Genomic DNA, 21,557 nt, shown 5'->3' with positions numbered 1-21,557 from the left:
TCAGCGGTGAGCTTGCTATCTATACCTTTACCAAAACGCATTGAAAATGCATTACACGACAGGCAACAACTTGAATCAGCCGGTATCTACTTTGCACCTATTCGGCATCATAGTCCTGCATGTGCATACAGCACGTTGTCGTTGATTGAACACATCGAACCTGACTATGTTTTAATCGAGGGGCCCGATAGTTTTAATGGGCTACTGGCGAGCTTATTACATCATGATACCCAGCCACCTGTCGCTATTATGGCACAAACAGAAGTAAAACCCGCACAGGTAGAAGATAAAAGTGACACTGTCACTCGATCTGCTTATTTTCCTTTCTGTGAATATTCCCCTGAATGGCAGGCATTACAAATCGGCCAGCAACACCAAGCCCAGTTGCGTTTCATTGACTTACCATGGACAGCGCAAGTTAATGAAGACGAAGCCAATGATTTGCAATCTCAAAGTTTGCAGAAAGAGCGCTACTTAGCCCATAGCCTATTTATTAGCCAGCTTGCGAAGAAAAGTGGCTGCCGTGACCATGATGAATTATGGGAACAAATTTTTGAATTGCGGGCGATTGAACAACTCGCGGATTGGCAGACATTTTTCATGGATAGCTTTATTTGGTGTGGATTGGCACGACTTGATTATGAGCCCCAAGTCCTTGAATCAGAAGGCTCCATTCAGCGTGAACACTATATGCAAGCACATATCCAGACTATTAAAGCCCAGCACCCACAAGCTAAAATTGTGGTGGTGACGGGAGGATTCCATACCCTTGCACTTCTTGAAGGGTTAGAAGAGGCTCGCAATCAACAATTTAAGCTTTCTGCGGCACAACAAAAAACGTTTATTCAACAACAAAAATTGGGCGAACAAGACAAAGCTTGGTTTATTCGCTATAGCTATGACAAACTCGATGCATTAAATGGTTATGCATCTGGAATGCCATCACCTGCATTTTACCAACAATCATGGTTGTCATTATTGCAGCAGCGCCAAGCGCAGTTGACAGGCGATAGCCAGCCTACGCAAGCTTATCGGAACCGTTTAGGTGTTGCCTATCTTTCTAAAGTTGCGAATGTCTTACGTGAAAAGCAATTTGAAGCGGCTCCTGGGTTTTTATCGGTTAAACTTGCTGCAGAGCAAAGCATTCGCCTTGCCGTCTTTCGTGGGCATGCAGGCCCTGGGCGTTATGATCTGTTGGATGGGTTACAAAGCGTTTTTATCAAAGGTAGCTTAGATGAAAGCCAAATTGAACTTTGGCAGGAAATAAAAACCTGTTTTTCCGGCTTTTTACTCGGAAAAATTCCCAAAGGGACAGCAACACCTCCGTTAGTCACTGAAACTTATGAAATAGCAAAAAGCTTTCGTTTCAAACTTGATGACACATTAACTAAGGTGAGCCGCTTAGATGTTTATCGTAACCAACAACATCGTGCGCGCAGCCGATTTCTGCATTTATTAGCATTTCTTGATATCCATTTTGCTAAGCTTCTGTCTGGGCCAAACTTTTTGTCTGGTAACCAAATGGATTTATTATTTGAAGAATGGCAATACGCGTGGACGCCCAATGTTGAAGGGGAATTGATTGCATTATCGGAAAAAGGAACGCAATTAAAAGCTATCGCGTTAGCCCGTTTGTTTGAAATGGAAAAAAACTTAGAACAACAAGGGATTAGTCGCTCTAGCCAAAGTGCAGTTGCACTCCTTATGCAAGCCGCATTAATTGGGTTACATCAACGGACGCCCGCATTATTTTCTTTGTTGGATGGTTATATTCAGCAGGATACAAAGTTTGAATCATTGATTGCTTGTGGCCATAAACTGGTTCATCTATGGCGTGGGCGCCAATTCTTTGATATTGAAGATGGTTTTGCTATTGAGGCGCGTTTAGATGCCTTATTACAACAAGCATTTTATTGTTTTGCACAAATTACACAAGGGGATGAACAGCAGCAAGAGCTGCATTTTTCAGCATTACTTTCTTGCCGTGAATTAATCACTTTTATGCCTGAAATTAATAAAAACCATGACTACACCAATGATTTTTATCAGGCATTAGACCGTTGTGAAGGTCAGTTAAACCAGACACCTCTTTTAAAAGGCGCAGTGGATGCTTTGCGTTACCTTGGGGCGAAAATTGATGAAACCGTCCTGACAGATGAAATTAGGCGCGCGTTCAGCACAGGCAGTGATCCTGAAATGGCAATTGGCTATTTTATCGGTGTGATGCGAACCGCACCAGAGTTAGTCTTACGAATACCATTATTAATTGATATGTTAAATCAGTTGCTTAGTGAATGGGATGAAGGGCGTTTTATTCAGGTGTTACCTGATTTACGGTTTGCGTTTAGCCAGTTAACGCCTAAACAAAATGCACAAATGGCACAATATGTGGCACAAGACTTGGCGATTGAGGCAAAAGAACTCACATTGCACCAAACAGAATTTAATGAACAACAGATGATGGAAGTGATTCAACTCGAACAACAATTACAGAGCCAGCTGATTGAACTAGGGTTACAGGATTGGTTTGCGCGTGCTCAGGATGACAAATAATGAGTCATAAAAATACGACATTAACCCCTGAACAACTTCAATTGGCTAAGCGCTGGCGCTTAGTACTCGGGCAATATGCTGATAACGCACTGGGCCAAGCCACCTTTAGTGCTGAAGAGTTGAAAATAGAACGTTCTTTGGATTTTTTATATCGCCGAGAATACCAACGTCGAGGTTTAAAACAAGAAGCTGGGCGCCACGGCTCCTTAGATGCTTCCCAATTAACGGCGGTTAACTGGTTAAATCAAGCACGTAAATTATTTCCTAATAGTACCTTTGAGCGGATGCAATCCCAAGCGTTAGAACGTTATGAGATCAGTAGCTTACTAAAGGATCCGCAGGCGCTCAATGCCATGGAACCGACAAAATCCCTCGCAAAAGCCTTGTTAAGCTTACGTGGGAAAATGAATGAAGAAACCCGTGATGCTGTTAAAAATATTATACGTAAAGTGGTTGATGATATTTTAAGTCAAATGCGTAACCAATTTCGTCACGCATTAACAGGGCGGCGTAACCGTTTTCAACGTTCACTGATCCCAAATAGTCGTAATTTTGATTGGCGAGGGACTATCGCTGCCAATTTGAAGAATTACGATAAGCAAAATCAACGGTTAGTTATCAAAACACCTCATTTTAATTCTCGTCAGCAACAGCATTTACCGTGGGATGTGATCTTGTGTGTGGACCAAAGTGGCTCAATGGCGAGCTCTATTATGTATGCCGCTGTGTGTGCGAGTATATTGGCAGCATTGCCGACAGTGCGCGTCTCTTTAGTGATTTTTGATACTCAAGTGGTAGATTTAAGCCATCTTGCGCATGATCCCGTTGAAGTGTTAATGACCGTACAACTGGGTGGCGGAACAGATATCGCTAAAGCCATGCAATATTGCGAAAGCTTAATACGTAACCCAAAACGTACCGTGATTAGCTTAATTAGTGATTTTGAAGAGGGTGGCGCGCTGAATCATTTACTCAATTGCACACAGCGTTTGCATAGCCAACAAGTGAAATTATTAGGTTTAGCTGCGTTGGATGACGAGGCACTCCCTGTTTATGACCCTGAAATTGCCCAAAAACTCGCAGATAGAGGGATGCATGTTGCGGCATTAACACCGGAACATTTTGCGCAATGGTTAGCAGAGGTCATGCAATGAGTTGGAAAAACAGTTACCTACAGTATGACGACGACGCGTTAGTCGTATTTGCGAATGTGGGGTTACTCAGGCGCGCACGCAAAGACGTTGAAAACCAAAAGGTTAATCCAACGGACTTAGACCTTGGAACATTCACGAGTGATGGGCAATGTGTTTCTTTAGATGCGCAAGGGATCCAAAAAGCCACTTGCGATTGTCCAGCAACGGGATGTTGTAAACACATTTTGGCAGCAGTTTTGTGGGTTCAATCGAATACAGCCGCAGAAATGACTTCAGCAGAGCCGCTAGTCAGTGAAACGGTATTAAGTGAATTATTAGCATTATTACCAGAAGACCTAATCAAACAAACATCGAAACCTGATGTTCGTTTAGCGTTGAAATTTATGCAGCAATGGCAAGATAAAGAACTGGTTTATGAAGCACAATCTAACCAATTAAAAATTGGCCTACCAGAATATGATGAGCCAATTATTTATATGCGAGGTAGCGGTTTGCAGGGCATGATTTCATCAATACCTGAAAAACAAAAAAATGCAGTTCATCTCGCTATTATTGCAAAATTAATGCTTCAGCATGGCCAACAATGGCAATGGCCAGAGGAGATAAGCGTAGGTCAAACTCATCAACAAGAGCTTACCCAAGATGACAAAATGGTGATGGGTTCAGTCGACCAATTCATTCAGGATATGTTACGACAAGGGCTATCGCATATTAGCCAAAGCAGTGCTAGCCAGTTGCAATTACTGAATATGTCAGCACGTGCGGAAGGGCTGCCTCGCTTAGCCAATTATATGAAACGCCTTAGCCAGCAAGTTAAGCGCCTAGCCGACAAACATTTTACGATGGATGAAGGGCAAGTTTTACGGTTAATTGCTGAAATATCTGCTTATATGCATCAATTATCAACAGCCAATGAACATCAGCTTATTGTACTCAAAGGGTTACAAAGACGGCAGTATACCGACCAACCCATAGAGTTTGATTTGTTGCCTATCGATGCGAACTGGTGGAAAACAGATAGCGGTGCGATCGGTGCTACATTGAGTTTTTGGGATCAACAAAATAAAAAAATTATTCAATGTACACAGGGGCGTGGAAATAGCCTTGACCCGACGTTTAACCGGCAAAATGTTTGGCAAACCTTGGCGTTATGGAAACACACCGCAGAAAGTTTGATGAAAAGCCCCTTTAAATTGCATTCACCAAGGTTATCAGAGGAAGGGAAAATATCAGCCAGCGGTGAAAGCTATGCAGTTAGCGGCAAAGATAAGGGGTTAACAACCGATGATTACCTTAATATCAAAGCTGAATTCGGTTATACCGACTGGCAATCAGCGGCTAACGAATTACCGACATTTATACAAGAGAATAGTTTTTCGCCCATTTTATTGCATATTACTGATTATGAACCGCTCTATTGGGATGAAACAGAACAATGTGTATTGTGGACGGTGATTGATTCACAAAAAAACCGGGCGTTTTTACGGCTAAATTGGCAAGGAAGTGATGACCATAAAATTGAAGAATTGCGTTTTATTACAAAGCAGCAATGGCCAATTTGTGCTGTGACGGTACAGGTGAGCCACTCACAAGAGATGGTTCAGTTAATACCCAAAACATTATGGTTAAAAAAAGAACATGGTATTGAGCTGTTCTATTTAGACTTTGAAAGTACACCGCGTAAGAAACAACGTTCAGGTTTTTTTAATAAAATCATCGAATATATGGCGAAAAAACAGCAAAAAAACCAAGTTTTTGTGCCTGAATTAACGTTGGCTAGTCAGCTTGTTCGGCCGATACTTTCAGTATTAGAAACACAAGCGTGTACAGGAAGGCAACGCTTGTCTCAGACTCAACAAGATGAAATAGCGTATGTTATTAGAACACTTGAGGATTTGGGGGCGCTTTGGTTGGCTAATCAGTTCAAACCTTTGGTGGCTTCTGGCGCCATACAACCCCAATTACTTTTACAGTTAGTCTATTTATGTAGCCATTTTGAACGGTTACAAATGCCATTACCTTTTCAATTTAGCCAATAACATGAGGGGAGGTATTCCCCCATGTTATGTTCAACACAACGTATTATTATTCATTAGATTCAAATGATGCTAAGAATGTCCGTAATAACTGGTTCAACGCATGTTGTTCTTGTTGAGACAATTTAGCGACGAGGCGAGCCTGGTTTTGTGTATGTGCTTCAATAAGTTGGTTAATTAACGTTAGCCCTTCGGGAGTTAACGAAACCAAAAAACCGCGGCCGTCATCAGGGTTAGTATGGCGGCTGACTAATCCCACTTTTTCCAATTGGTCTATTCGGTTGGTCATTGTCCCCGATGTAACCATCAACGTTGATAACATTTCTCCCGGGCTCAGCGTATAGGGAGCACCTGCGCGCCGCAAAGTCGCGAGTACATCAAAGCTTGAACGGTTAAGGCCAAATTGAGCGAAGACCTTTTCCATTTCCCGAGTTAAGTGGAACGCGACATTACCTAGCCGACCAATTAGCCCCATTGGGCTAATATCGAGGTCAGGGCGCTCTCTTTCCCACTGTTGAGTGATTTTATCTATTCTATCCATAGGCAAATAATGGCGGTTATTTATCTTGACGTCAAGGTAAAATGCACATATCTTGACGTCAAGATAAATTAAGAGAATAGAAATATGAATCGTATAACGGTTTTAGGGTTGACAGCATTAGCACCAATTGTGTGGGGAAGCACATACTTAGTGACAACAGAGATGTTACCAGCAGGGATCCCATTAACATTGGCGGTATTACGTGCGTTACCCGCAGGGTTACTATTGATACTTGTGTTACGAAAACTCCCCGAAGGCATTTGGTGGCTGCGGGTAGTGGTATTAGGTGTTTTAAACTTTTCTTTATTTTGGTGGCTATTGTTTATTGCTGCGTATCGCTTACCTGGTGGTGTCGCCGCAACGGTTGGCGCTGTACAACCATTAATTGTGCTATTTTTAAGTCGCTGGCTGTTAAATAACCGTTTATCTGCGGTATCTATTATGGCATCAATAACAGGGGTATTCGGGGTGGCTATACTGCTCTTAACACCGAATGCGGCTTTGGACCCTTTAGGTATTATTGCTGGGTTAGCAGGGGCGCTTTCAATGGCAGCAGGGACGGTTTTGAGTCGTCGATGGCAGCCACCAGTCAGTGCTTTAACCTTTACTTCATGGCAATTAACGGCGGGAGGATTAGTATTATTACCATTTGCCATTATATTCGAGCCGGCTTTGCCAACGTTAAATTCACTAAATTTAATTGGGTTAGGGTATCTCACGCTTATTGGCGGTGCATTAACTTACGCCTTATGGTTCCGCGGACTTGCAATATTAGGCCCAAGTTCAGTGGCGTCGCTGGGTTTTTTAAGCCCCGTGAGTGCGGTGGTTTTGGGATGGTTTTATCTCAACCAACAGCTTAGTACCTTGCAATTTATCGGCATGGTTGTCATTTTACTCAGTGTGTGGGCGAGCCAGCGAGCGGAAACAAGAAAGGTCATTCTAGCTTATCAACGTTAAAGTCAACTCTGTAGGTTGCTCATTGAATGTGATGAGCAACTTTTTTTCCTGTGTTAACATTCATTAGAACATTCAATCAGACTATTAAACAGTGGCTAATATGTTATTTCCTGATGAAGATAATACCGTACAAATTGCACCAGAGGCTTTTTTACTCAAAGGGTTTCTACTGGGGCAAACTGATGCATTATTGCAGTCATTAAACAACATTATTGCAGCTAATCCCTTAAGGCATATGACGACACCAAATGGCTACTCAATGTCTGCCGCAATGACTAACTGCGGTGACTGGGGTTGGGTAACTGATGAAAAGGGATATCGCTATAGTCAACGTGACCCTGTCACTAATGAGCCTTGGCAACCGATACCAATTCCCTTTATTCAATTGGCCATTTCTGCAGCGAGTACTGCTGGCTTTGATCATTTTATCCCTGATGCTTGCTTGATTAACCGCTATGCCGTTGGCGCGGCGATGGCATTGCACCAAGACAAAGACGAAACTGATTTTACTCAGCCGATTGTCTCTTTTTCTTTAGGGTTACCCACAACATTTGATTTTGGTGGAGTAACACGAGATGCGCCAAAAGTTGCTATTTATATAGAGCATGGCGATGTTTTGGTATGGGGAGGCCAGTCACGATTAAATTACCATGGGGTGCGTCGAGTTAAATCAGGTGTACACCCGTTGTTAGGCCCGTATCGATATAACTTGACGTTTAGGCGCTCTCAACCCTGAATTCACCTTTTACAGTATGCCAATTTATCAATGAAATAGACTATGAATGACTTAATATTTAATTTCAGTAGCTTAAATAATATTAATCGTTAAATTTAGTATATGTATAGAAAAAATATCATTGAATAATGAATTGGAACCCCCTATAAATGATGGCTATGAATTAATATAACTAGTTATTGATAGGTAAGTGAATGTATAGCTTTTTAAATGATTATAACGAAATAGCTCATCCGGCAGTTATGCAAGTTCTAAATGATTTATCAGGGAAACGTTTCAAGGGTTATGGCACTGATGAGGTTTGTCGTCGCGTAGCAGATAAAATTAGATTAAGAATAGGCCAGCCTAATGCGGATATTCATTTTTTTAATGGCGGTACAATCACTAACCTAACCACGATTTCCCATGTTTTACGACCTCACCAAGCGGTTATCACCGTAGACAGCGGGCATATCGCAGTCCATGAAACGGGAGCAATTGAAGCAACAGGGCATAAAGTCATCACCGTTGACTCGTTAACAGGTAAATTAGCACCAGAACACATCATTAAGGTGCTGTCTGAGCATAATGATGAACATACGGTCCAACCTAAGCTTGTTTATATTAGTAATTCAACTGAAATTGGTACCATTTACTGTAAAGAAGAGTTAGTTGCGTTACGTGAGGTTTGTGATGCTCATAACTTACTGTTATTTATGGATGGTGCTCGCTTATCTTCAGGCTTAATGTCGAAATATAGTGATCTAACGATTGAAGATGTTGCGCAGTTAACTGATATTTTTTATATCGGTGGAACGAAAATTGGCGCATTAACCGGGGAGATCTTGGTGATTTTAAACCCAGCACTGCAATCTGATTTTCGTTTTAGTATTAAACAAAAAGGTGGGTTACAAGCAAAAGGTTGGTTGCTCGCTGCTCAATTTGAACCATTGTTTAATGATGATTTGTATTTTAAATTGGGGCGTCATCTTAATGAGATGGCAGCACAATTAGCTTCATTTTTTGCTGAAAAGGGATTTCAGTTTCTTGCGCCCGTTGAATCAAACCAGGTTTTCGTTATTTTCCCAGATGCACTGGCGAATAAATTATTAGGGCATTATCAATTAAGTCAAATATGTAAACCGACACCAGAGACGACCTGTATTCGTTTTTGTACCTCGTGGTCAACAACTCAGCAAGATGTCGATAAATTAAAACAAACTTTCCAAACTCTAATTTAGATAATTCATTAACCCAATAAATATTTCCGCTCTTTCGCCTATATTTATTGGGTTTTATTTATCATGATGGCCGTTTATTGATGATTTTACTGAGCAATTATATTGTTGGTACTGATTAAATATCCGTGCCAGCGAAAGGTAACGCAGAGCTAATCTTTCGAGAGTAATAGCCCTGATAACATTATATCTATGGCTTCGACACTTTTCTTTAGTCGCTGTTGACTATCACCTTGTGAGATCCAATAAGCGGCCTCAGCGAGTCCACCATTGATTAAAAAAGCCAATGCATGGGTATCAATATTTTTAATAACGCCATTTTGGGCTAGCTCATGAAGCAGGCGTTCAATTTGTTCAGTACACTGTAAGTTTGATTTAGCCAAAAAATCGCCTAAAACGGCTTTCGCATCCCGCAAAATAATTTGTTGATACTCCGGTTCTAATGCCATTTCTAAGTAGGCGTGACAACGCTGACAAAAACTGTTCCATAGGTCTTCTGTATGGAGAGTAATTGCTTGTAAACGGGCATTCATTTGTGAGTCAATTTGTTCTACAACGGCAGTAAATAAGCCTTGTTTATCACCAAAGTGGTGGTAAAGGGCGCCGCGTGTGAGATTAACGCTTGCTGCTATTTCATCCATTGAGGTTTCTGCATAACCAAGCCGGCTAAAGTGCTCTCGTGCTGTAGTTAATAAATTTGCACGTGTTTCTGCCATTTGAGCTTGCGTTCTTCTTGCCATTAAAAGCCTCTTACATACATAGCGTATAATTATTTACATTCAATGTGTATGATTATATCATGATTATACATACACAAAGTATGTATAATTAAATTTCATTTTGGAGTTCATATGATAGGTCGCTATCAGCAGTTATTTCAGGCAAAAGAAAACCAACGCTTTGTGATAGCGGGGTTACTGGCGCGTTTATCGTTACCGATGATGGGGATCGGGATCATCACCTTGTTAGCGCAACTAAAAGGAAGCTATACCTTAGCAGGGCTTGTTTCTGCAACTTTTGTCTTAACTTATGCGTTGCTATCCCCACAAGTTTCTCGCTTAGTGGATAAATATGGTCAATTTCGCGTCTTGCCGGTGGTGACCGTAATCAGCGTGCTAGGTGTGTTTATTATTATCCTTACCACGTGGTTATCATTACCCGATATTGGCTTATTTATCGGAGCGTTATTAACGGGGGCGATGCCCAGTATGTCTGCCATGGTAAGGGCTAGGTGGACTGCGCTGTATAAAGATCAACCCATACTACAAACAGCCTATTCATTAGAAACCGTATTTGATGATGCCACTTTTATTGTTGGCCCTCCGTTATCTGTCGGGATCACTGTCGCTTTATTTCCTCAAGCAGGTTTACTGGTTGCGGCAATTTTATTAGCCGTGGGAATGGCTTTGTTTATTTCACAGCGAAGCACAGAGCCTAAAGTTGTGGCGCATGACTCTCTTGTACTGGCGAATAAATCAATTATTTCAATGATTGGGTTGCAGTTGTTGATTGTATTAATGATTGCTTTAGGTGTGATTGTTGGCAGTGTGGATATTTTAAGTGTCACGTTGGCTCAATTACAACAGCAACCAGCGATGGCCAGTTTAGTGTTATCGGCCTATGCGATCGGTTCATGTGCGATGGGTATCGTATTTGGCGGGTTAACCTTTAACACACCGTTATCACGCTTGCTATTCCTCAGTGGCTTAATGACGTTTCTTTCTATTGTGCCAATGTGGTGGGTTGTAGGCGTTTATTCTTTGTCTGCTGTGGTATTTATTTCAGGGTTATTCTTTGCTCCGACGATGATCATTGCAATGACATTAGTTGAGAGAATTGTTCCACAGAATAAATTAACAGAAGGAATGACATGGTTACTCGCAGGGTTAAATATTGGCGTTGCGATTGGTGCGATGCTAACGGGTAAAATGGTGGATACCTACGGTCCTTATGCAGGTTATGCCGTCGCAATCTCCGGTGGCGTTTTAGTTTTCATTTCAACGTGGCTGAGCTACTTACGGGATAAAACACAACAAAAAATGGCAATTGAATGTGAGAATTACCATTAAAAACAACGAAAATATAAACCATGTAGTGATAAAATCATAAAAAATAATTTAATGAGGTAATTTCATGCATTCTCCAGTCTTTCGCACTGCCACACTTGATGATGTTGACGCCTGTTATACGATTGAAATCGAATCCTATGAAGGGGATGAAGCGGCAACAAAAGAAAAAATAGCAACACGGATTCAGCAATATCCAGACGGTTTTTTATGTATGGAATTAGCCGGGGAAGTCGTTGGTTTTATTAATTCGGGTTGTGCATGGGATGTTGTGATGTCGGATGAAGAGTTTAAAGAACTCATTGGGCATGATCCACAAGCACCAAATGTCGTTATTATGTCAGTGGTCGTACATCCCAAATATCAAGGTAAAGGCTATTCATCTTTACTGATGAAAAAGTTTATCAATGCCATGAGGGAAATGAATAAAAAAACGATTCATCTTATGTGCAAAGAACGCCATATTGACCTGTATAAGCATTTTGGCTACCAATATGTTAAACCGTCAGAATCTGACCATGGCGGAATGACGTGGCATGAAATGGTAATGAAACTGTAAACCTATTTTCTCAAGCTCGCTATTTTGAGGCAGTCTGAATGAGCTTGGGAGTTTTTCAATACGAAGTATCTAACGTGTAATTTTGTTGTCTGATATGATATCTCATCATAGATAATCACCATTTGGGAAGTAAGAATGATAATTTGGGTTGATGCGGATGCATGTCCAAAAGTAATTAAAGAAGTTTTATACCGAGCAGCAGATAGGGAAAAAGTGCAAATAACATTTGTTGCGAACCAGCGTTTAACGGTACCCCCATCACCTTTTTTAAAAACCTTGCAGGTACCTGCAGGATTTGATGTAGCGGATAATGAAATTGTATTACGAGCTCAAAAAGATGATTTAGTGATCACGGCAGATATCCCATTAGCCGCAGAAGTTATGGAAAAGGGTGCCAATGCATTGAATCCTCGTGGAGAACGCTATAGCGAAGCGACTATTCGTGAGCGCCTTAATATTCGTGACTTTATGGATACCATGAGAGCCAGTGGCATCCAAACGGGAGGGCCTGCAAGTCTAAACCAAAAAGACAGACAACAATTTGCTAATGAGTTAGATAAATGGCTGTTGCAACGTAAGAAATCACTAACGTCATCATAAGCCAGCACATTTTTTGATTTAAGCTCAGAAAATGTGCATAGTAAAACAGAATTACAATCTATACCGTGTCTATAATGGTTAACCTTAAATTTTTGAAGAAGAATGATGGACCCATTACACAGTATTATCATCACGCTATTCTTATTTATACTGACCTTTTTTAATCCTGGAGCAAATTTGTTTATTGTGGTGCAAACCACATTGAGCTCCGGTAAAAAAGCAGGATTAACTTGTGGTTATGGTGTGGTGCTAGGCAATGCCATTTATTCGGGGCTTGGCTTATTCGGTCTTGTCACATTAATGGCTGAATTTGGCTCATTATTTTCACTGATTAAAATTCTTGGTGGCTTATATTTGCTTTATTACGCAGTAAGTGTATTTAATAACAAAACACAACTTAACCTGTCCACCGAAAATACGACGGAACATTTCCCATCTGGTGTCTATTTTAGGCGGGGGCTAATTTCTGATTTATCAAACCCCCAAACCGTTTTATTTTTTATGAGTATTTTTTCAACGACCATTTCGCCATCAACACCATTATGGGCTAAGTTAGTCATTTGGCTGGGAATTGTTATTGCATCATTAATTTGGCGGGTTATTTTATGCCAAACATTCTCTTTAACTTCTGTTCGTAGAACCTATTCACGAGTTCATAAGGTGGTCGGTAAAGGTGTTGGGTTAATTCTAGGAGCGTTGGCAACAAGGTTGATTTACCAAGGGTTCAGCGAATTGGCTATGAAGAAATCACTGTTCTAGATTTACTGATTATGAAGAAATCACCGTTCTAGATTTACTGATTATGAAGAAGTCATTGCTATATAAAATAGCCTCAGACTTTACGATGAGGCTATTTGCAGTGGAATAAAATGAATTTATTGATGCGTTAACCAATGTTCAACTTCTTGATAATTACCGCGAAAAATGATGCGATGTTGTTTTTTACTTAATTGATAGCGATACATTGGGTCGTAATACTCATTCAACAATGGGATTAACCAAGAAAAATGTGTCTGGGTATCTCCGGTTACTTTTTGGTCTGCTAAAGCACGCTCAAGTAAATGCGTCAATTCGATTGTCCGTTGTGATCCTAACCGTTTACGGATGGCAAACAGACCATGATGTAAATAGTCACTATATTCCTGCCAGCCACGCTCGAAACCAAAAGTCGCTAAAAAATCTTGCGTCATACGATCAAAATATTCATATTTTAAACGCTCAAGACGTAGTTCAAAAGGGTCATTAATAATAGCGATTGGCGCTTTTTCCATTTGTGTGCGTAGTTCAAGTGGCAGGCTATTCGCACCAATGGCACGCCCTTCATCTTCCAGTACCCAACGCTGACATTTTTGGGCTTTCTTCAATAGCGTAACTGCTAAATAATTTTCAAAAGTGGCTTGGGTGTGCTGTTGTTGTAATGTACGACCAAACGAAGAGCCACGATGATGTGCGAGACCTTCTAAATCAATTCCGTTCGCTAAATGATGTACGAGAATGGTTTTACCATTACCCGTACAGCCTCCCACTAAAATAATAGGACGTTGAACCAATTCATTAACGGCATCAATTGCTGTTTGTCGTAATGTTTTGTAACCACCATTGATGAGAGGGTATTCAATACCGGCCTCTTTTAACCAAGATTGCACGATATGTGACCGCATGCCACCGCGTGCACAGCAGATATAGCCATTCGTATTTTGTTTACAAGTTGCTATCCACGCAGTGATCCGAGCCATTTTAAGGTCACCACTGACAAGCTGGTGGCCTAATTCAACAGCTTTAGCCGAACCTTGTTGTTTATAGCATGTACCAACAGCTGCGCGTTCATCATCATTCATCAAAGGCAGGTTAATGGTATTCGGCATTGACCCTTGTTGAAATTCGATAGGCGCTCTGACATCGATGAGTGGTGTGTCAGTGGTTAAGATTTGACGAATATTTTGCGAAGAAATGGTTAATTCCATAATAACAGCGAGATTCTTTAAAGTTGCAATGGGGTTACTATACTCTTAATCCTATTGCTTGGCATTAATGTTAGGTTTAAAACGAGGGTTAGTATTTTATTGCGTAATAATGATATATTGTCGTTAGGTATTTTAATATGAGTAAGGGGTAATACGATGAAGATGCTAACGATTCAAGAAATGACCGAAACTCAAAAAATCCAAGTGCGCACGAGACTCGCGCAAGAAAGGAAGAAACTAGGCCGTGAATTAACCAATTCTGAGCAGAGCAAGGTAAGAAAACAAATTATTACCGAAATATCTCAAGAAGTCGAAAAACAAGCTAAAAAACGACGAGCAGAAAAGAAAAAAGATAAATTAGTCCCCAGTGATACAACATACAGTTGGTCTTCACAAAATCACAAAAGAGGGTATCGTTAATTTTTAATCAGAGTGTTCCGCTAGTGATTTGCATTAAGTAATTGTAATTTTATGCAATTCAAATCATTAAAAGACCTCTAAGATGAAAAAGATTGCGTTATTATTCTTGTTATTTAGTAGTTTTGCTGTCGCAAAATCCAATTATCATGGGAAACTATCCCGTAATGATTCTGTTGTTGTGCATGTTTGCGCTTTATCTCCTTTTTCTAATTTCTATGCAGAAGCTGCAATGTCCGAGCAAACAGCACGACACAAAACCTCTCGGCGTTGTGAATTAGGGCAAGGGCAAGGCAGTATTTTTTGTAAAGCTCAAGATGCGAAATGCAGCACCAGTAAATTATCGTTTGGTGATCAATATATTGAAGAAAGCCTAGTTGTTTACGCTAAATCGTGGCAAAAGGGCGATTATATTGAAGTCTTTGACGACATTCCGTATCTTTCCCGTCACCATTTTGCAGATAAAATATCTTCTTATACAATTCCTGATGGTTGGTCAGTACGGTTTTACGAAGGGGATAATTACACGGGCAAATATCATACAGAAATGGGTGGTTCACACAATACGCTGGGATATAGCCAAAAAACGCGCTCAATCAAAATTATGAAACGGCCATAAAGTAAAGGCCAGAGTGTCTGGCCCCGTACTTTCATTCCATAGTACGAATATGGGGGGCAGTTTAAACATATCGGAAATATTAGATACACAAACTTGTTAGTATCTATTTATCTGCAAAATCACATTAATTTTTTCTTTTGCTGGTGGCCTATTATTCTCTTTTTTTATTGGCGGCTAGATTAAAATTAACTTTCTTATTCTGATTACGGATATGTTCTTTAATTTCTTTTTCTAAAAATGGCAAATCACCGGTACAAATTTTATCTAACGTCAGGAGCCATAGGTGAACTGTATGAACACCTTCACGAGCAGATGAGCTATATCATTTCTGGCTCATTTATTTAGCCGCTTTTCTCTATTTACTGATTATGGTATTTCAACAGATAAAAGAAATATTCCAGAATATTCATTTGGGGGAATATCTTTTGTTTTAATTAATTGACTAGAAACCTGAAATTGCTTTTGGGTAAATGCATCAACGCGCAGTGTGGTTTCAGGAGAACCATCAATATTAATTTCTGATTCTAGACCATCTGCAATAAATATAAAATTATCGCCATCAAGCCCAGCAGTCGCTGTAATTTTTACATCGGTTGTTTCTGTACAGCTCACACGAAAATCAGCAGAGACCTTATCACCATTGAGTGAGCTATTCGATAATGTGCCATGATCTAAATAATCAGGTCCGTCGATATTACAACTAATATTGGTTGGGTCTAGCGGGGAACATAATATAATCGGATTATTCGCTGTTTGAGCTATTTGCATCTTTTGGCGATATAGAATCCCTAGGTTAAAACAAAAGCCGACCCCCGGCCTTCTTGGATAAAATTGCCAGCGACCTTGTATTTTTTTATTCAATAAATTGCCTTTTTCTAGCGCTCTGGCAACTTCACTAAAGGTGACGGGTTTTTCATCCCAAGTGCTTCTTTAGGTTAACCTAACTGAATGGGTATCGAAACTAACAATATGTGAGTTTCCTGCGCCATAGTTACCATCTGCATAGGTTCCCCACGAACCAAGTTCAATATCGCAAGGGCAGGAACCGGAAGTTTGCATGGCCATCGGGCGGTTATCATGCTCTAAATCACCACGTAAAATATACCTAGCTTCGATCCAAGCACCATAATCAGCAACAAATTCACCTTGAGCAGCAAACTCGGCATGAGCGCCTTTTAACGATGAAATAAGTAATAAAAGGGTGAAAATAATTTTTTTCATAATATTATTGCCAAATGCGCTATTCATAATAAATATTAAAAGTTGTTGTAGCCGTGAAATCGCCAAGCTGAATACTCTTATTATTAATAGCCTCTTCCTCAGCTAAAATATAGGCTTTAAAGGCAATATCAGTAGGAAAGCTATTTTTAGCATTCACCTGTAATGGGTAATGGGTATTTAATTGAATTTCACCATGCTCATTCATTAATTTAATACCATAACCCGCATTTCTGTTATCGCTATCAATTGCCACGGCACCTTTGATATTCGTATTTTCTATACCAGTAAACGCCATCGAGTAGGAAAAGTCAGGTAAATATTCACAGTCAGAGAGTGTGATAACAAATGGTTGCATAACATCTCTTTTCTTGTAGAGGTCTTTATCATTAACTTCATTAAAAGCCACAATTAAATCAGAATCACTATTGATATTGCAGGGCGTGGCATTCCTCAGTACACCTGAAAAATTAACTTGATCGGCGAATGTAATATTAACTGATAAAAAGCACAGTAGAATAAACATGTGTTTTTTCATTGATATGCTACCGTTAATGTCGCATTTGCAGTAAACGCACCGGCATACACTCGTGCTGAATTCGAACTGTTTTTGACTAAGCTGGCTTTCAGATCTGGTGTATCGCTATCTGAGCGATAAGTATATGTAAAATCTGAGTTTAGTTTTAATGAGCTAGAACCTTGATAAAGTTGTAATGCGATATCATCCTGCTCATTAATTGCCAATAGATCTTTGTCAAAATCAGATGGTGCACCATCAAAGCTAAAAACAACATCAGTTCCAGATGAAATCCCATTGCATTCCCATTCAAAATCAATGTCTTGTATATAAGTTTTTCCATCTTTTGTTGGTACAAGAGCGACCACTAAATCATCCCCAAAATCAATATTAATAGGGCGATTATTGTTGATAACACAAGGTACACCTTCTATTAAACGCCCACTAAAATTTACGGGCACAGCCGATGCCGTATTTATTGTGATGATAAATAATGGTAATAAAAAATGTCTTATTTTCATAATAAAATATCCTAGTGGTATCCTACAGTAAGAGTTGCGGCCGTAGAAAATTCACCACCAACAGGCCGAATTCCATTTGCTAATGCTAATTCAGCAGTTAAAGCAGGTAAGTTTGAGTAATTATCTATGTAATAACGACTCCCGATCACCATAGGTTTATTATCAATGAATAATTTAATATTAAGCCCTGGCGTATCGGAGACATCAAGGCTATTTGTTGTTTCACCTTGAACACCGTCAAAAATGAGATATAGCTCATCGAAATTAGAGTCACAATATAAGTCATAGTCAATGGCTTCTATGTATTTACCTGAATCTATTTGAGATATGACAATATCATCACCAAAATCTACAAAGATGGCTTCATTATCGTTTAAAACACAACCACCGGATAACACATTCACTTTTACCGTGACAAATTTGCCATCAGCCCACGTGAAAGCTGGTAAAAATAATAGTAAATAGAAGCATAGATATTTTATTATTTTAAGCATTAGGTTATCCATCTTTAGTAAAGAATATTATTTTACTGGTTGTGCTTGGCACTGAGTTGCAGAACAATGAAAAGATAAATAAACTTGCCCACCATAGTCATTGATGTAATTAATAACAGGGGTTGTACCGAGTTGCTCTGCACTAATGGATAATTTTTTTTCTCCAAATGGCTCAACATCGATTACTGTAAAATTAGCTAACTTCTCAGCCGACTGGCTCTTTTTAATGCTATTTAAAATAATGAAATAAGGTGTAGGATTTTTTGCATAGACACCATCACTTTTTTTAATCAAAACAAGCTTATTTTGCCATGGTGAATTTCTCATTTCAGTTGAATCCATGACTAACGAAGCTGGGCGATAAAATAATTTGACGCGTGTTTGAAGTGCAATTTGTAATACATTACTTTTTTTACTTGCCGGTGGGATTTCTCGTAAGTTAAAGAAAAATAAACTTTCTCTATCTTGAGGTAATTTCCCAATATCAGGTAAAGATTCAATACGTAGTTGACTAGTTTGCCCTGCATTTATACGCTGAATTGGTGGTAATATCGTAAAGTAAGATGTAAGTTTTTCACCGTTAGCATCTTGTAGCCATCCTTGAGCTAAATAAGGTAACTGAGGGTTTTTATTACTTATAGTTAATGACACGGAGTTGCTATTCCCATCAAAAATAACTCTGGTTCTGTCCATTGAAATTGCAGAATACGCATGAGTTGCTACTAAGCTAGTTAATAGAAAAGTGGATATTTTTTTCATCATGATTGATTACCTTTTAATGAGTTTTATTAATTACAGGGTAATAATAATTTGTCATAAACATTGTGTTCTTCAATATTTTGTGGAAATTGAATAACACATTCAGAACCTTGCCATGAAACAGTCATTGTTTCTCCAGCACGAATACCACCAATATAGGCCTCTCCTTGGTCCCCGATAATACCTATTACCTTTTCGTCTTTATTTTTAATGTCCGAGGCAAAAGGAGGATAACTGCCATCTTTTAGTCGTAATATCACCATTAATTTTAAGCCATAAATAACATCAAAATTACGGTAACCAATCGCTCCCTCTGTTAATGTTGATTGTGTCACTGATTCTGCAACTTCAACGTTTTTTGGTAGTTGGTTAATATCGATAACTAAGTTACTTTTATAGTAACTATTTAAATCAGGTATAATTGCTGTCCCAAAACGATTAGAGCGTATATGGCTGCCGTTATATTTAATAGGAACGTCTTTAACACCGTTTGTATCAACAAGAATACGGGTTCCACCTAATGCAGTGATAGGGTGCAGACCAACTCCATAACCCGTTAATGTCATTCCACCTTGTAATGTAGATGAGACATTCATTGAGCTATTACTTATATAGTTAAAGCTAGAATTAAAATCAGTACTATTCCCTTTATGGGAGTAATATCCACTAAGTAAAGCACTATGTCTGTTGTTACCGACACTGAGTGATGCGTTATTTTTTGCATCAATTCGGGTATTTGCAGTCAGTTTATTTGTATTGTCATTCTTTCCGTTATAGGTTGAGTAGTTAATATTTGTCCCACTGGATAAAGGAACTGAAATACTCATGTAGGCACCATTATCATGGTAACTCTGCATTTTACTGCTAAAAACATTAATGGATAGGCCGACATTACTGAACATTTCTGTATCTGAGTACTTTGAAAATGTTAGGTTGTATCGATGGCTATTTGGCCTGTTCCAATAAGTTTGGTGATTATAGCTTAAATTCATCGATGAACGCCAATCAGTAAAATTTTTACTTATCGAAGCGGTATACAAATTTTTATTAAATCCAGTATAAATTAACTCCTGATCATTATTATAATTAATGAAGTCTGTCATCGTCATAAACTCACGATCAAGGACTCGTTGTGTTGATAACATCAGCTGACTATTTTGTTCTTGAATGCTTTTAAAATAATCGATTTTAATCGATTTCCCTTTACGTGCTGATTCAGAGTTTATTGATGTAATCGATTGACTCAAAGAGGTTGATATAGCGCCAGCTTGAGACAAGTCTCGACCAATACCGATAGAAAAGGAATTGTAGTCATGGCTATTTATTGCTCCGCCAAAAAGAGACCAACCATTATTAACTCCCCAAGATATTTCGCTTTGTGCAAATAGGTCACCATCAATATGGTGTGCTAAATCTGTTGGTCTTCCGGCACTAATTTTATAACGAATAGCTCCAGGACGAGATAGAAAAGGGACGTTTGTCGCTTCAACTTCAAATTCAGAGATACGACCATCACTTTCTTCCACGGTGACCTGTAAAGTCCCTGAAATACCACTATTCAGATTTTGAATTCTAAATGGCCCTGCAGGGACTAAACTTTCATAAATAATACGCCCATCTTGACTGATTTTAACAATCGCATTTGTTTCAGCAAACCCCGTAACCTCTGGGGCATAAGAACGCAGATTGGGTGGAAGCATATTATCATCAGACCGCAATGCTACACCGGTATATTTAAAGCTATCAAACAAATCAGACTGTAGATAATCTTCACCAACAATCAGCTTTGCTTTTAAGCCTCTTACTGCGCGGTAGGCATAAATATTGTTCCATTTTAATTCTTTTACATCTTCGGCTCTGCTTGTTTGAATATGATTATAGGTTCCTTGCCAATGACCACGAACTCGCCAGCTCTGTAAATTAGCACCAATAACACCTAATCCTGAAAGATATATTGCATCGCTTGCATGATTGTTTCCAAGATTATGGTTATATTGTGATGTCAAACTGTAATCTGAAATAATGCCAGTGACGCCATCTTCCCATCGTGAGGCTGGCTCCCAATCAAAAGTTGAATATTCCTGATACATTTTAGGAATATTAATTGTCAATGAGTTGTTTGACAGCTCAGGTTTTACAGTCATTCCCGATAAGCTAGCCATTACTAAGCAATTTAATTCATCGATTTCTTGCCATTTTAATGAGCTTAGTGCCGATTTATTTAGGTTGAATTTTTCAACAATATTAGGTGTTAAGCAAGCTTCTGATTTTTCATCGCCTAAGTTTACAATATGAATTTTTTCTTCGGGTAAATACGAGTTATTAATGTAAATTTTAAAGGGATAAATTCCTGGAACAATATATAAATCACGGGAAAATACCGCTAGGTTGATATTTTGTCTATCTTCAGCATTTAAAATATTAACATTGAATTCAATGTCATCTTCATCTGCAAATGAGATGAAACTATATACTATAGTGAATGACAGAATTATTTTTTTCATAATAGCAGCATAATTTATTTCAAAAAGCACAGAAAATACCATGTTATTTTTCTTCATTGCTATGCCTTTATCTTATTAAGCTGAGGCAACGATTTATCATTACCTCAGCTTATTGCTATCGATAA

Annotated in this window: 22 protein-coding genes; 12 read left to right on the top strand and 10 right to left on the bottom strand. The window is 39.2% G+C overall.

Annotated features, from left to right (window positions below):
- Window positions 1-6: 6 nt before the first annotated feature.
- The 3 genes from PSE60_RS06465 to PSE60_RS06455 are packed head-to-tail and all read left to right on the top strand — an operon-like array spanning window position 7 to window position 5,746.
- Complete coding sequence (locus PSE60_RS06465; RefSeq protein ID WP_272664886.1) at window positions 7-2,553, top strand: DUF5682 family protein; 2,547 nt, start codon at window positions 7-9, stop codon at window positions 2,551-2,553.
- Window positions 2,553-3,707 carry a VWA domain-containing protein gene (locus PSE60_RS06460; protein ID WP_272664885.1) on the top strand — a complete coding sequence of 385 codons (1,155 nt, stop codon included), beginning with the start codon at window positions 2,553-2,555 and terminating at the stop codon, window positions 3,705-3,707. Before PSE60_RS06465 ends, PSE60_RS06460 begins: the two co-directional genes overlap by 1 nt.
- A complete protein-coding gene (locus PSE60_RS06455; RefSeq protein WP_272664884.1) occupies window positions 3,704-5,746 on the top strand; it encodes an SWIM zinc finger family protein in 2,043 nt (680 codons plus the stop codon). Before PSE60_RS06460 ends, PSE60_RS06455 begins: the two co-directional genes overlap by 4 nt.
- Window positions 5,747-5,792: 46 nt before the next feature.
- On the opposite strand, the gene PSE60_RS06450 is transcribed toward PSE60_RS06455, so the two are convergent.
- Window positions 5,793-6,284, bottom strand: coding sequence for a MarR family winged helix-turn-helix transcriptional regulator (locus PSE60_RS06450; protein WP_272664883.1), 492 nt, complete (start codon window positions 6,282-6,284; stop codon window positions 5,793-5,795).
- Between the two features lie 84 nt (window positions 6,285-6,368).
- Here PSE60_RS06450 and PSE60_RS06445 point away from each other — a divergent pair, with 84 nt between their 5' ends.
- From PSE60_RS06445 to PSE60_RS06435, 3 genes are all read left to right on the top strand, one after another.
- The gene (locus tag PSE60_RS06445; protein WP_272664882.1) at window positions 6,369-7,241 is read left to right on the top strand and encodes an EamA family transporter; all 873 of its coding nucleotides are present in this window, start codon (window positions 6,369-6,371) and stop codon (window positions 7,239-7,241) included.
- A gap of 100 nt (window positions 7,242-7,341) precedes the next feature.
- Complete coding sequence (alkB, locus tag PSE60_RS06440; protein ID WP_272664881.1) at window positions 7,342-7,977, top strand: DNA oxidative demethylase AlkB; 636 nt, start codon at window positions 7,342-7,344, stop codon at window positions 7,975-7,977.
- Between the two features lie 194 nt (window positions 7,978-8,171).
- Window positions 8,172-9,197, top strand: coding sequence for a threonine aldolase family protein (locus PSE60_RS06435; RefSeq protein WP_272664880.1), 1,026 nt, complete (start codon window positions 8,172-8,174; stop codon window positions 9,195-9,197).
- A 149-nt stretch (window positions 9,198-9,346) separates the two neighbouring features.
- Here the strand turns inward: PSE60_RS06435 and PSE60_RS06430 are convergent, their stop codons facing one another.
- Window positions 9,347-9,934 (bottom strand): TetR/AcrR family transcriptional regulator, encoded by a 588-nt coding sequence (locus PSE60_RS06430; RefSeq protein ID WP_210837908.1) that lies wholly within the window; start codon window positions 9,932-9,934, stop codon window positions 9,347-9,349.
- 111 nt (window positions 9,935-10,045) lie between these two features.
- Here PSE60_RS06430 and PSE60_RS06425 point away from each other — a divergent pair, with 111 nt between their 5' ends.
- From PSE60_RS06425 to PSE60_RS06410, 4 genes are all read left to right on the top strand, one after another.
- Window positions 10,046-11,263, top strand: a complete 1,218-nt coding sequence (locus tag PSE60_RS06425; protein ID WP_272664879.1) for an MFS transporter — start codon at window positions 10,046-10,048, stop codon at window positions 11,261-11,263.
- A gap of 64 nt (window positions 11,264-11,327) precedes the next feature.
- Window positions 11,328-11,819, top strand: a complete 492-nt coding sequence (locus PSE60_RS06420; RefSeq protein WP_272664878.1) for a GNAT family N-acetyltransferase — start codon at window positions 11,328-11,330, stop codon at window positions 11,817-11,819.
- A gap of 135 nt (window positions 11,820-11,954) precedes the next feature.
- Entirely contained in the window at window positions 11,955-12,419 is a 465-nt protein-coding gene (locus tag PSE60_RS06415; RefSeq protein WP_210837902.1) for a YaiI/YqxD family protein, read from the top strand.
- 105 nt (window positions 12,420-12,524) lie between these two features.
- The gene (locus tag PSE60_RS06410) at window positions 12,525-13,178 is read left to right on the top strand and encodes a LysE family transporter (RefSeq protein WP_272664992.1); all 654 of its coding nucleotides are present in this window, start codon (window positions 12,525-12,527) and stop codon (window positions 13,176-13,178) included.
- A 116-nt stretch (window positions 13,179-13,294) separates the two neighbouring features.
- On the opposite strand, the gene mnmH is transcribed toward PSE60_RS06410, so the two are convergent.
- Window positions 13,295-14,383, bottom strand: coding sequence for a tRNA 2-selenouridine(34) synthase MnmH (gene mnmH, locus PSE60_RS06405; protein ID WP_272664877.1), 1,089 nt, complete (start codon window positions 14,381-14,383; stop codon window positions 13,295-13,297).
- 156 nt (window positions 14,384-14,539) lie between these two features.
- Here mnmH and PSE60_RS06400 point away from each other — a divergent pair, with 156 nt between their 5' ends.
- A complete protein-coding gene (locus PSE60_RS06400) occupies window positions 14,540-14,803 on the top strand; it encodes a DUF3811 domain-containing protein (RefSeq protein ID WP_004910935.1) in 264 nt (87 codons plus the stop codon).
- An 82-nt stretch (window positions 14,804-14,885) separates the two neighbouring features.
- Window positions 14,886-15,419 (top strand): beta/gamma crystallin-related protein, encoded by a 534-nt coding sequence (locus tag PSE60_RS06395; RefSeq protein ID WP_272664876.1) that lies wholly within the window; start codon window positions 14,886-14,888, stop codon window positions 15,417-15,419.
- Window positions 15,420-15,785: 366 nt separating this feature from the next.
- On the opposite strand, the gene PSE60_RS06390 is transcribed toward PSE60_RS06395, so the two are convergent.
- The 7 genes from PSE60_RS06390 to PSE60_RS06360 all read right to left on the bottom strand — a co-directional run bounded on the left by PSE60_RS06390 (window position 15,786) and on the right by PSE60_RS06360 (window position 21,432).
- A complete protein-coding gene (locus tag PSE60_RS06390) occupies window positions 15,786-16,280 on the bottom strand; it encodes an MrpH family fimbial adhesin (RefSeq protein ID WP_272664875.1) in 495 nt (164 codons plus the stop codon).
- 69 nt (window positions 16,281-16,349) lie between these two features.
- Window positions 16,350-16,640 carry a hypothetical protein gene (locus PSE60_RS06385; protein ID WP_272664874.1) on the bottom strand — a complete coding sequence of 97 codons (291 nt, stop codon included), beginning with the start codon at window positions 16,638-16,640 and terminating at the stop codon, window positions 16,350-16,352.
- 19 nt (window positions 16,641-16,659) lie between these two features.
- Window positions 16,660-17,175: a fimbrial protein gene (locus tag PSE60_RS06380; RefSeq protein WP_272664873.1), complete on the bottom strand. Its 516-nt coding sequence runs from the start codon at window positions 17,173-17,175 to the stop codon at window positions 16,660-16,662.
- Window positions 17,172-17,675: a fimbrial protein gene (locus PSE60_RS06375; protein ID WP_272664872.1), complete on the bottom strand. Its 504-nt coding sequence runs from the start codon at window positions 17,673-17,675 to the stop codon at window positions 17,172-17,174. The genes PSE60_RS06380 and PSE60_RS06375 overlap by 4 nt, the downstream gene beginning before the upstream one ends.
- Window positions 17,676-17,686: 11 nt before the next feature.
- A complete protein-coding gene (locus PSE60_RS06370) occupies window positions 17,687-18,169 on the bottom strand; it encodes a fimbrial protein (RefSeq protein WP_272664871.1) in 483 nt (160 codons plus the stop codon).
- Between the two features lie 27 nt (window positions 18,170-18,196).
- On the bottom strand, window positions 18,197-18,931 hold the full coding sequence (locus PSE60_RS06365) for a fimbria/pilus periplasmic chaperone (RefSeq protein WP_419182210.1): 735 nt from the start codon (window positions 18,929-18,931) through the stop codon (window positions 18,197-18,199).
- Window positions 18,932-18,957: 26 nt separating this feature from the next.
- Window positions 18,958-21,432: a fimbria/pilus outer membrane usher protein gene (locus PSE60_RS06360; protein ID WP_272664870.1), complete on the bottom strand. Its 2,475-nt coding sequence runs from the start codon at window positions 21,430-21,432 to the stop codon at window positions 18,958-18,960.
- Window positions 21,433-21,557: the final 125 nt, after the last annotated feature.

This window comes from Providencia sp. PROV174 (assembly GCF_028480685.1).
GTDB lineage: Bacteria > Pseudomonadota > Gammaproteobacteria > Enterobacterales > Enterobacteriaceae > Providencia > Providencia rettgeri.
Note: the sequence above shows the minus strand (reverse complement) of the source record. Positions and strands in the feature narration are given on the sequence as shown.

Bases quoted from the DNA above. Each gene is read 5' to 3' on its own strand.
- PSE60_RS06410 (WP_272664992.1), top strand. From the start codon at position 12,525: ATGGACCCATTACACAGTATTATCATCACGCTATTCTTATTTATACTG.
- PSE60_RS06375 (WP_272664872.1), bottom strand. From the start codon at position 17,675: ATGAAAATAAGACATTTTTTATTACCATTATTTATCATCACAATAAAT.
- mnmH (WP_272664877.1), bottom strand. From the start codon at position 14,383: ATGGAATTAACCATTTCTTCGCAAAATATTCGTCAAATCTTAACCACT.
- PSE60_RS06420 (WP_272664878.1), top strand. From the start codon at position 11,328: ATGCATTCTCCAGTCTTTCGCACTGCCACACTTGATGATGTTGACGCC.
- PSE60_RS06460 (WP_272664885.1), top strand. From the start codon at position 2,553: ATGAGTCATAAAAATACGACATTAACCCCTGAACAACTTCAATTGGCT.
- PSE60_RS06450 (WP_272664883.1), bottom strand. From the start codon at position 6,284: ATGGATAGAATAGATAAAATCACTCAACAGTGGGAAAGAGAGCGCCCT.
- PSE60_RS06415 (WP_210837902.1), top strand. From the start codon at position 11,955: ATGATAATTTGGGTTGATGCGGATGCATGTCCAAAAGTAATTAAAGAA.
- PSE60_RS06365 (WP_419182210.1), bottom strand. From the start codon at position 18,931: ATGATGAAAAAAATATCCACTTTTCTATTAACTAGCTTAGTAGCAACT.
- PSE60_RS06435 (WP_272664880.1), top strand. From the start codon at position 8,172: ATGTATAGCTTTTTAAATGATTATAACGAAATAGCTCATCCGGCAGTT.
- PSE60_RS06400 (WP_004910935.1), top strand. From the start codon at position 14,540: ATGAAGATGCTAACGATTCAAGAAATGACCGAAACTCAAAAAATCCAA.
- PSE60_RS06380 (WP_272664873.1), bottom strand. From the start codon at position 17,175: ATGAAAAAACACATGTTTATTCTACTGTGCTTTTTATCAGTTAATATT.
- PSE60_RS06430 (WP_210837908.1), bottom strand. From the start codon at position 9,934: ATGGCAAGAAGAACGCAAGCTCAAATGGCAGAAACACGTGCAAATTTA.
- PSE60_RS06385 (WP_272664874.1), bottom strand. From the start codon at position 16,640: ATGAAAAAAATTATTTTCACCCTTTTATTACTTATTTCATCGTTAAAA.
- PSE60_RS06445 (WP_272664882.1), top strand. From the start codon at position 6,369: ATGAATCGTATAACGGTTTTAGGGTTGACAGCATTAGCACCAATTGTG.
- PSE60_RS06360 (WP_272664870.1), bottom strand. From the start codon at position 21,432: ATGAAAAAAATAATTCTGTCATTCACTATAGTATATAGTTTCATCTCA.
- PSE60_RS06395 (WP_272664876.1), top strand. From the start codon at position 14,886: ATGAAAAAGATTGCGTTATTATTCTTGTTATTTAGTAGTTTTGCTGTC.
- alkB (WP_272664881.1), top strand. From the start codon at position 7,342: ATGTTATTTCCTGATGAAGATAATACCGTACAAATTGCACCAGAGGCT.
- PSE60_RS06425 (WP_272664879.1), top strand. From the start codon at position 10,046: ATGATAGGTCGCTATCAGCAGTTATTTCAGGCAAAAGAAAACCAACGC.
- PSE60_RS06455 (WP_272664884.1), top strand. From the start codon at position 3,704: ATGAGTTGGAAAAACAGTTACCTACAGTATGACGACGACGCGTTAGTC.
- PSE60_RS06370 (WP_272664871.1), bottom strand. From the start codon at position 18,169: ATGCTTAAAATAATAAAATATCTATGCTTCTATTTACTATTATTTTTA.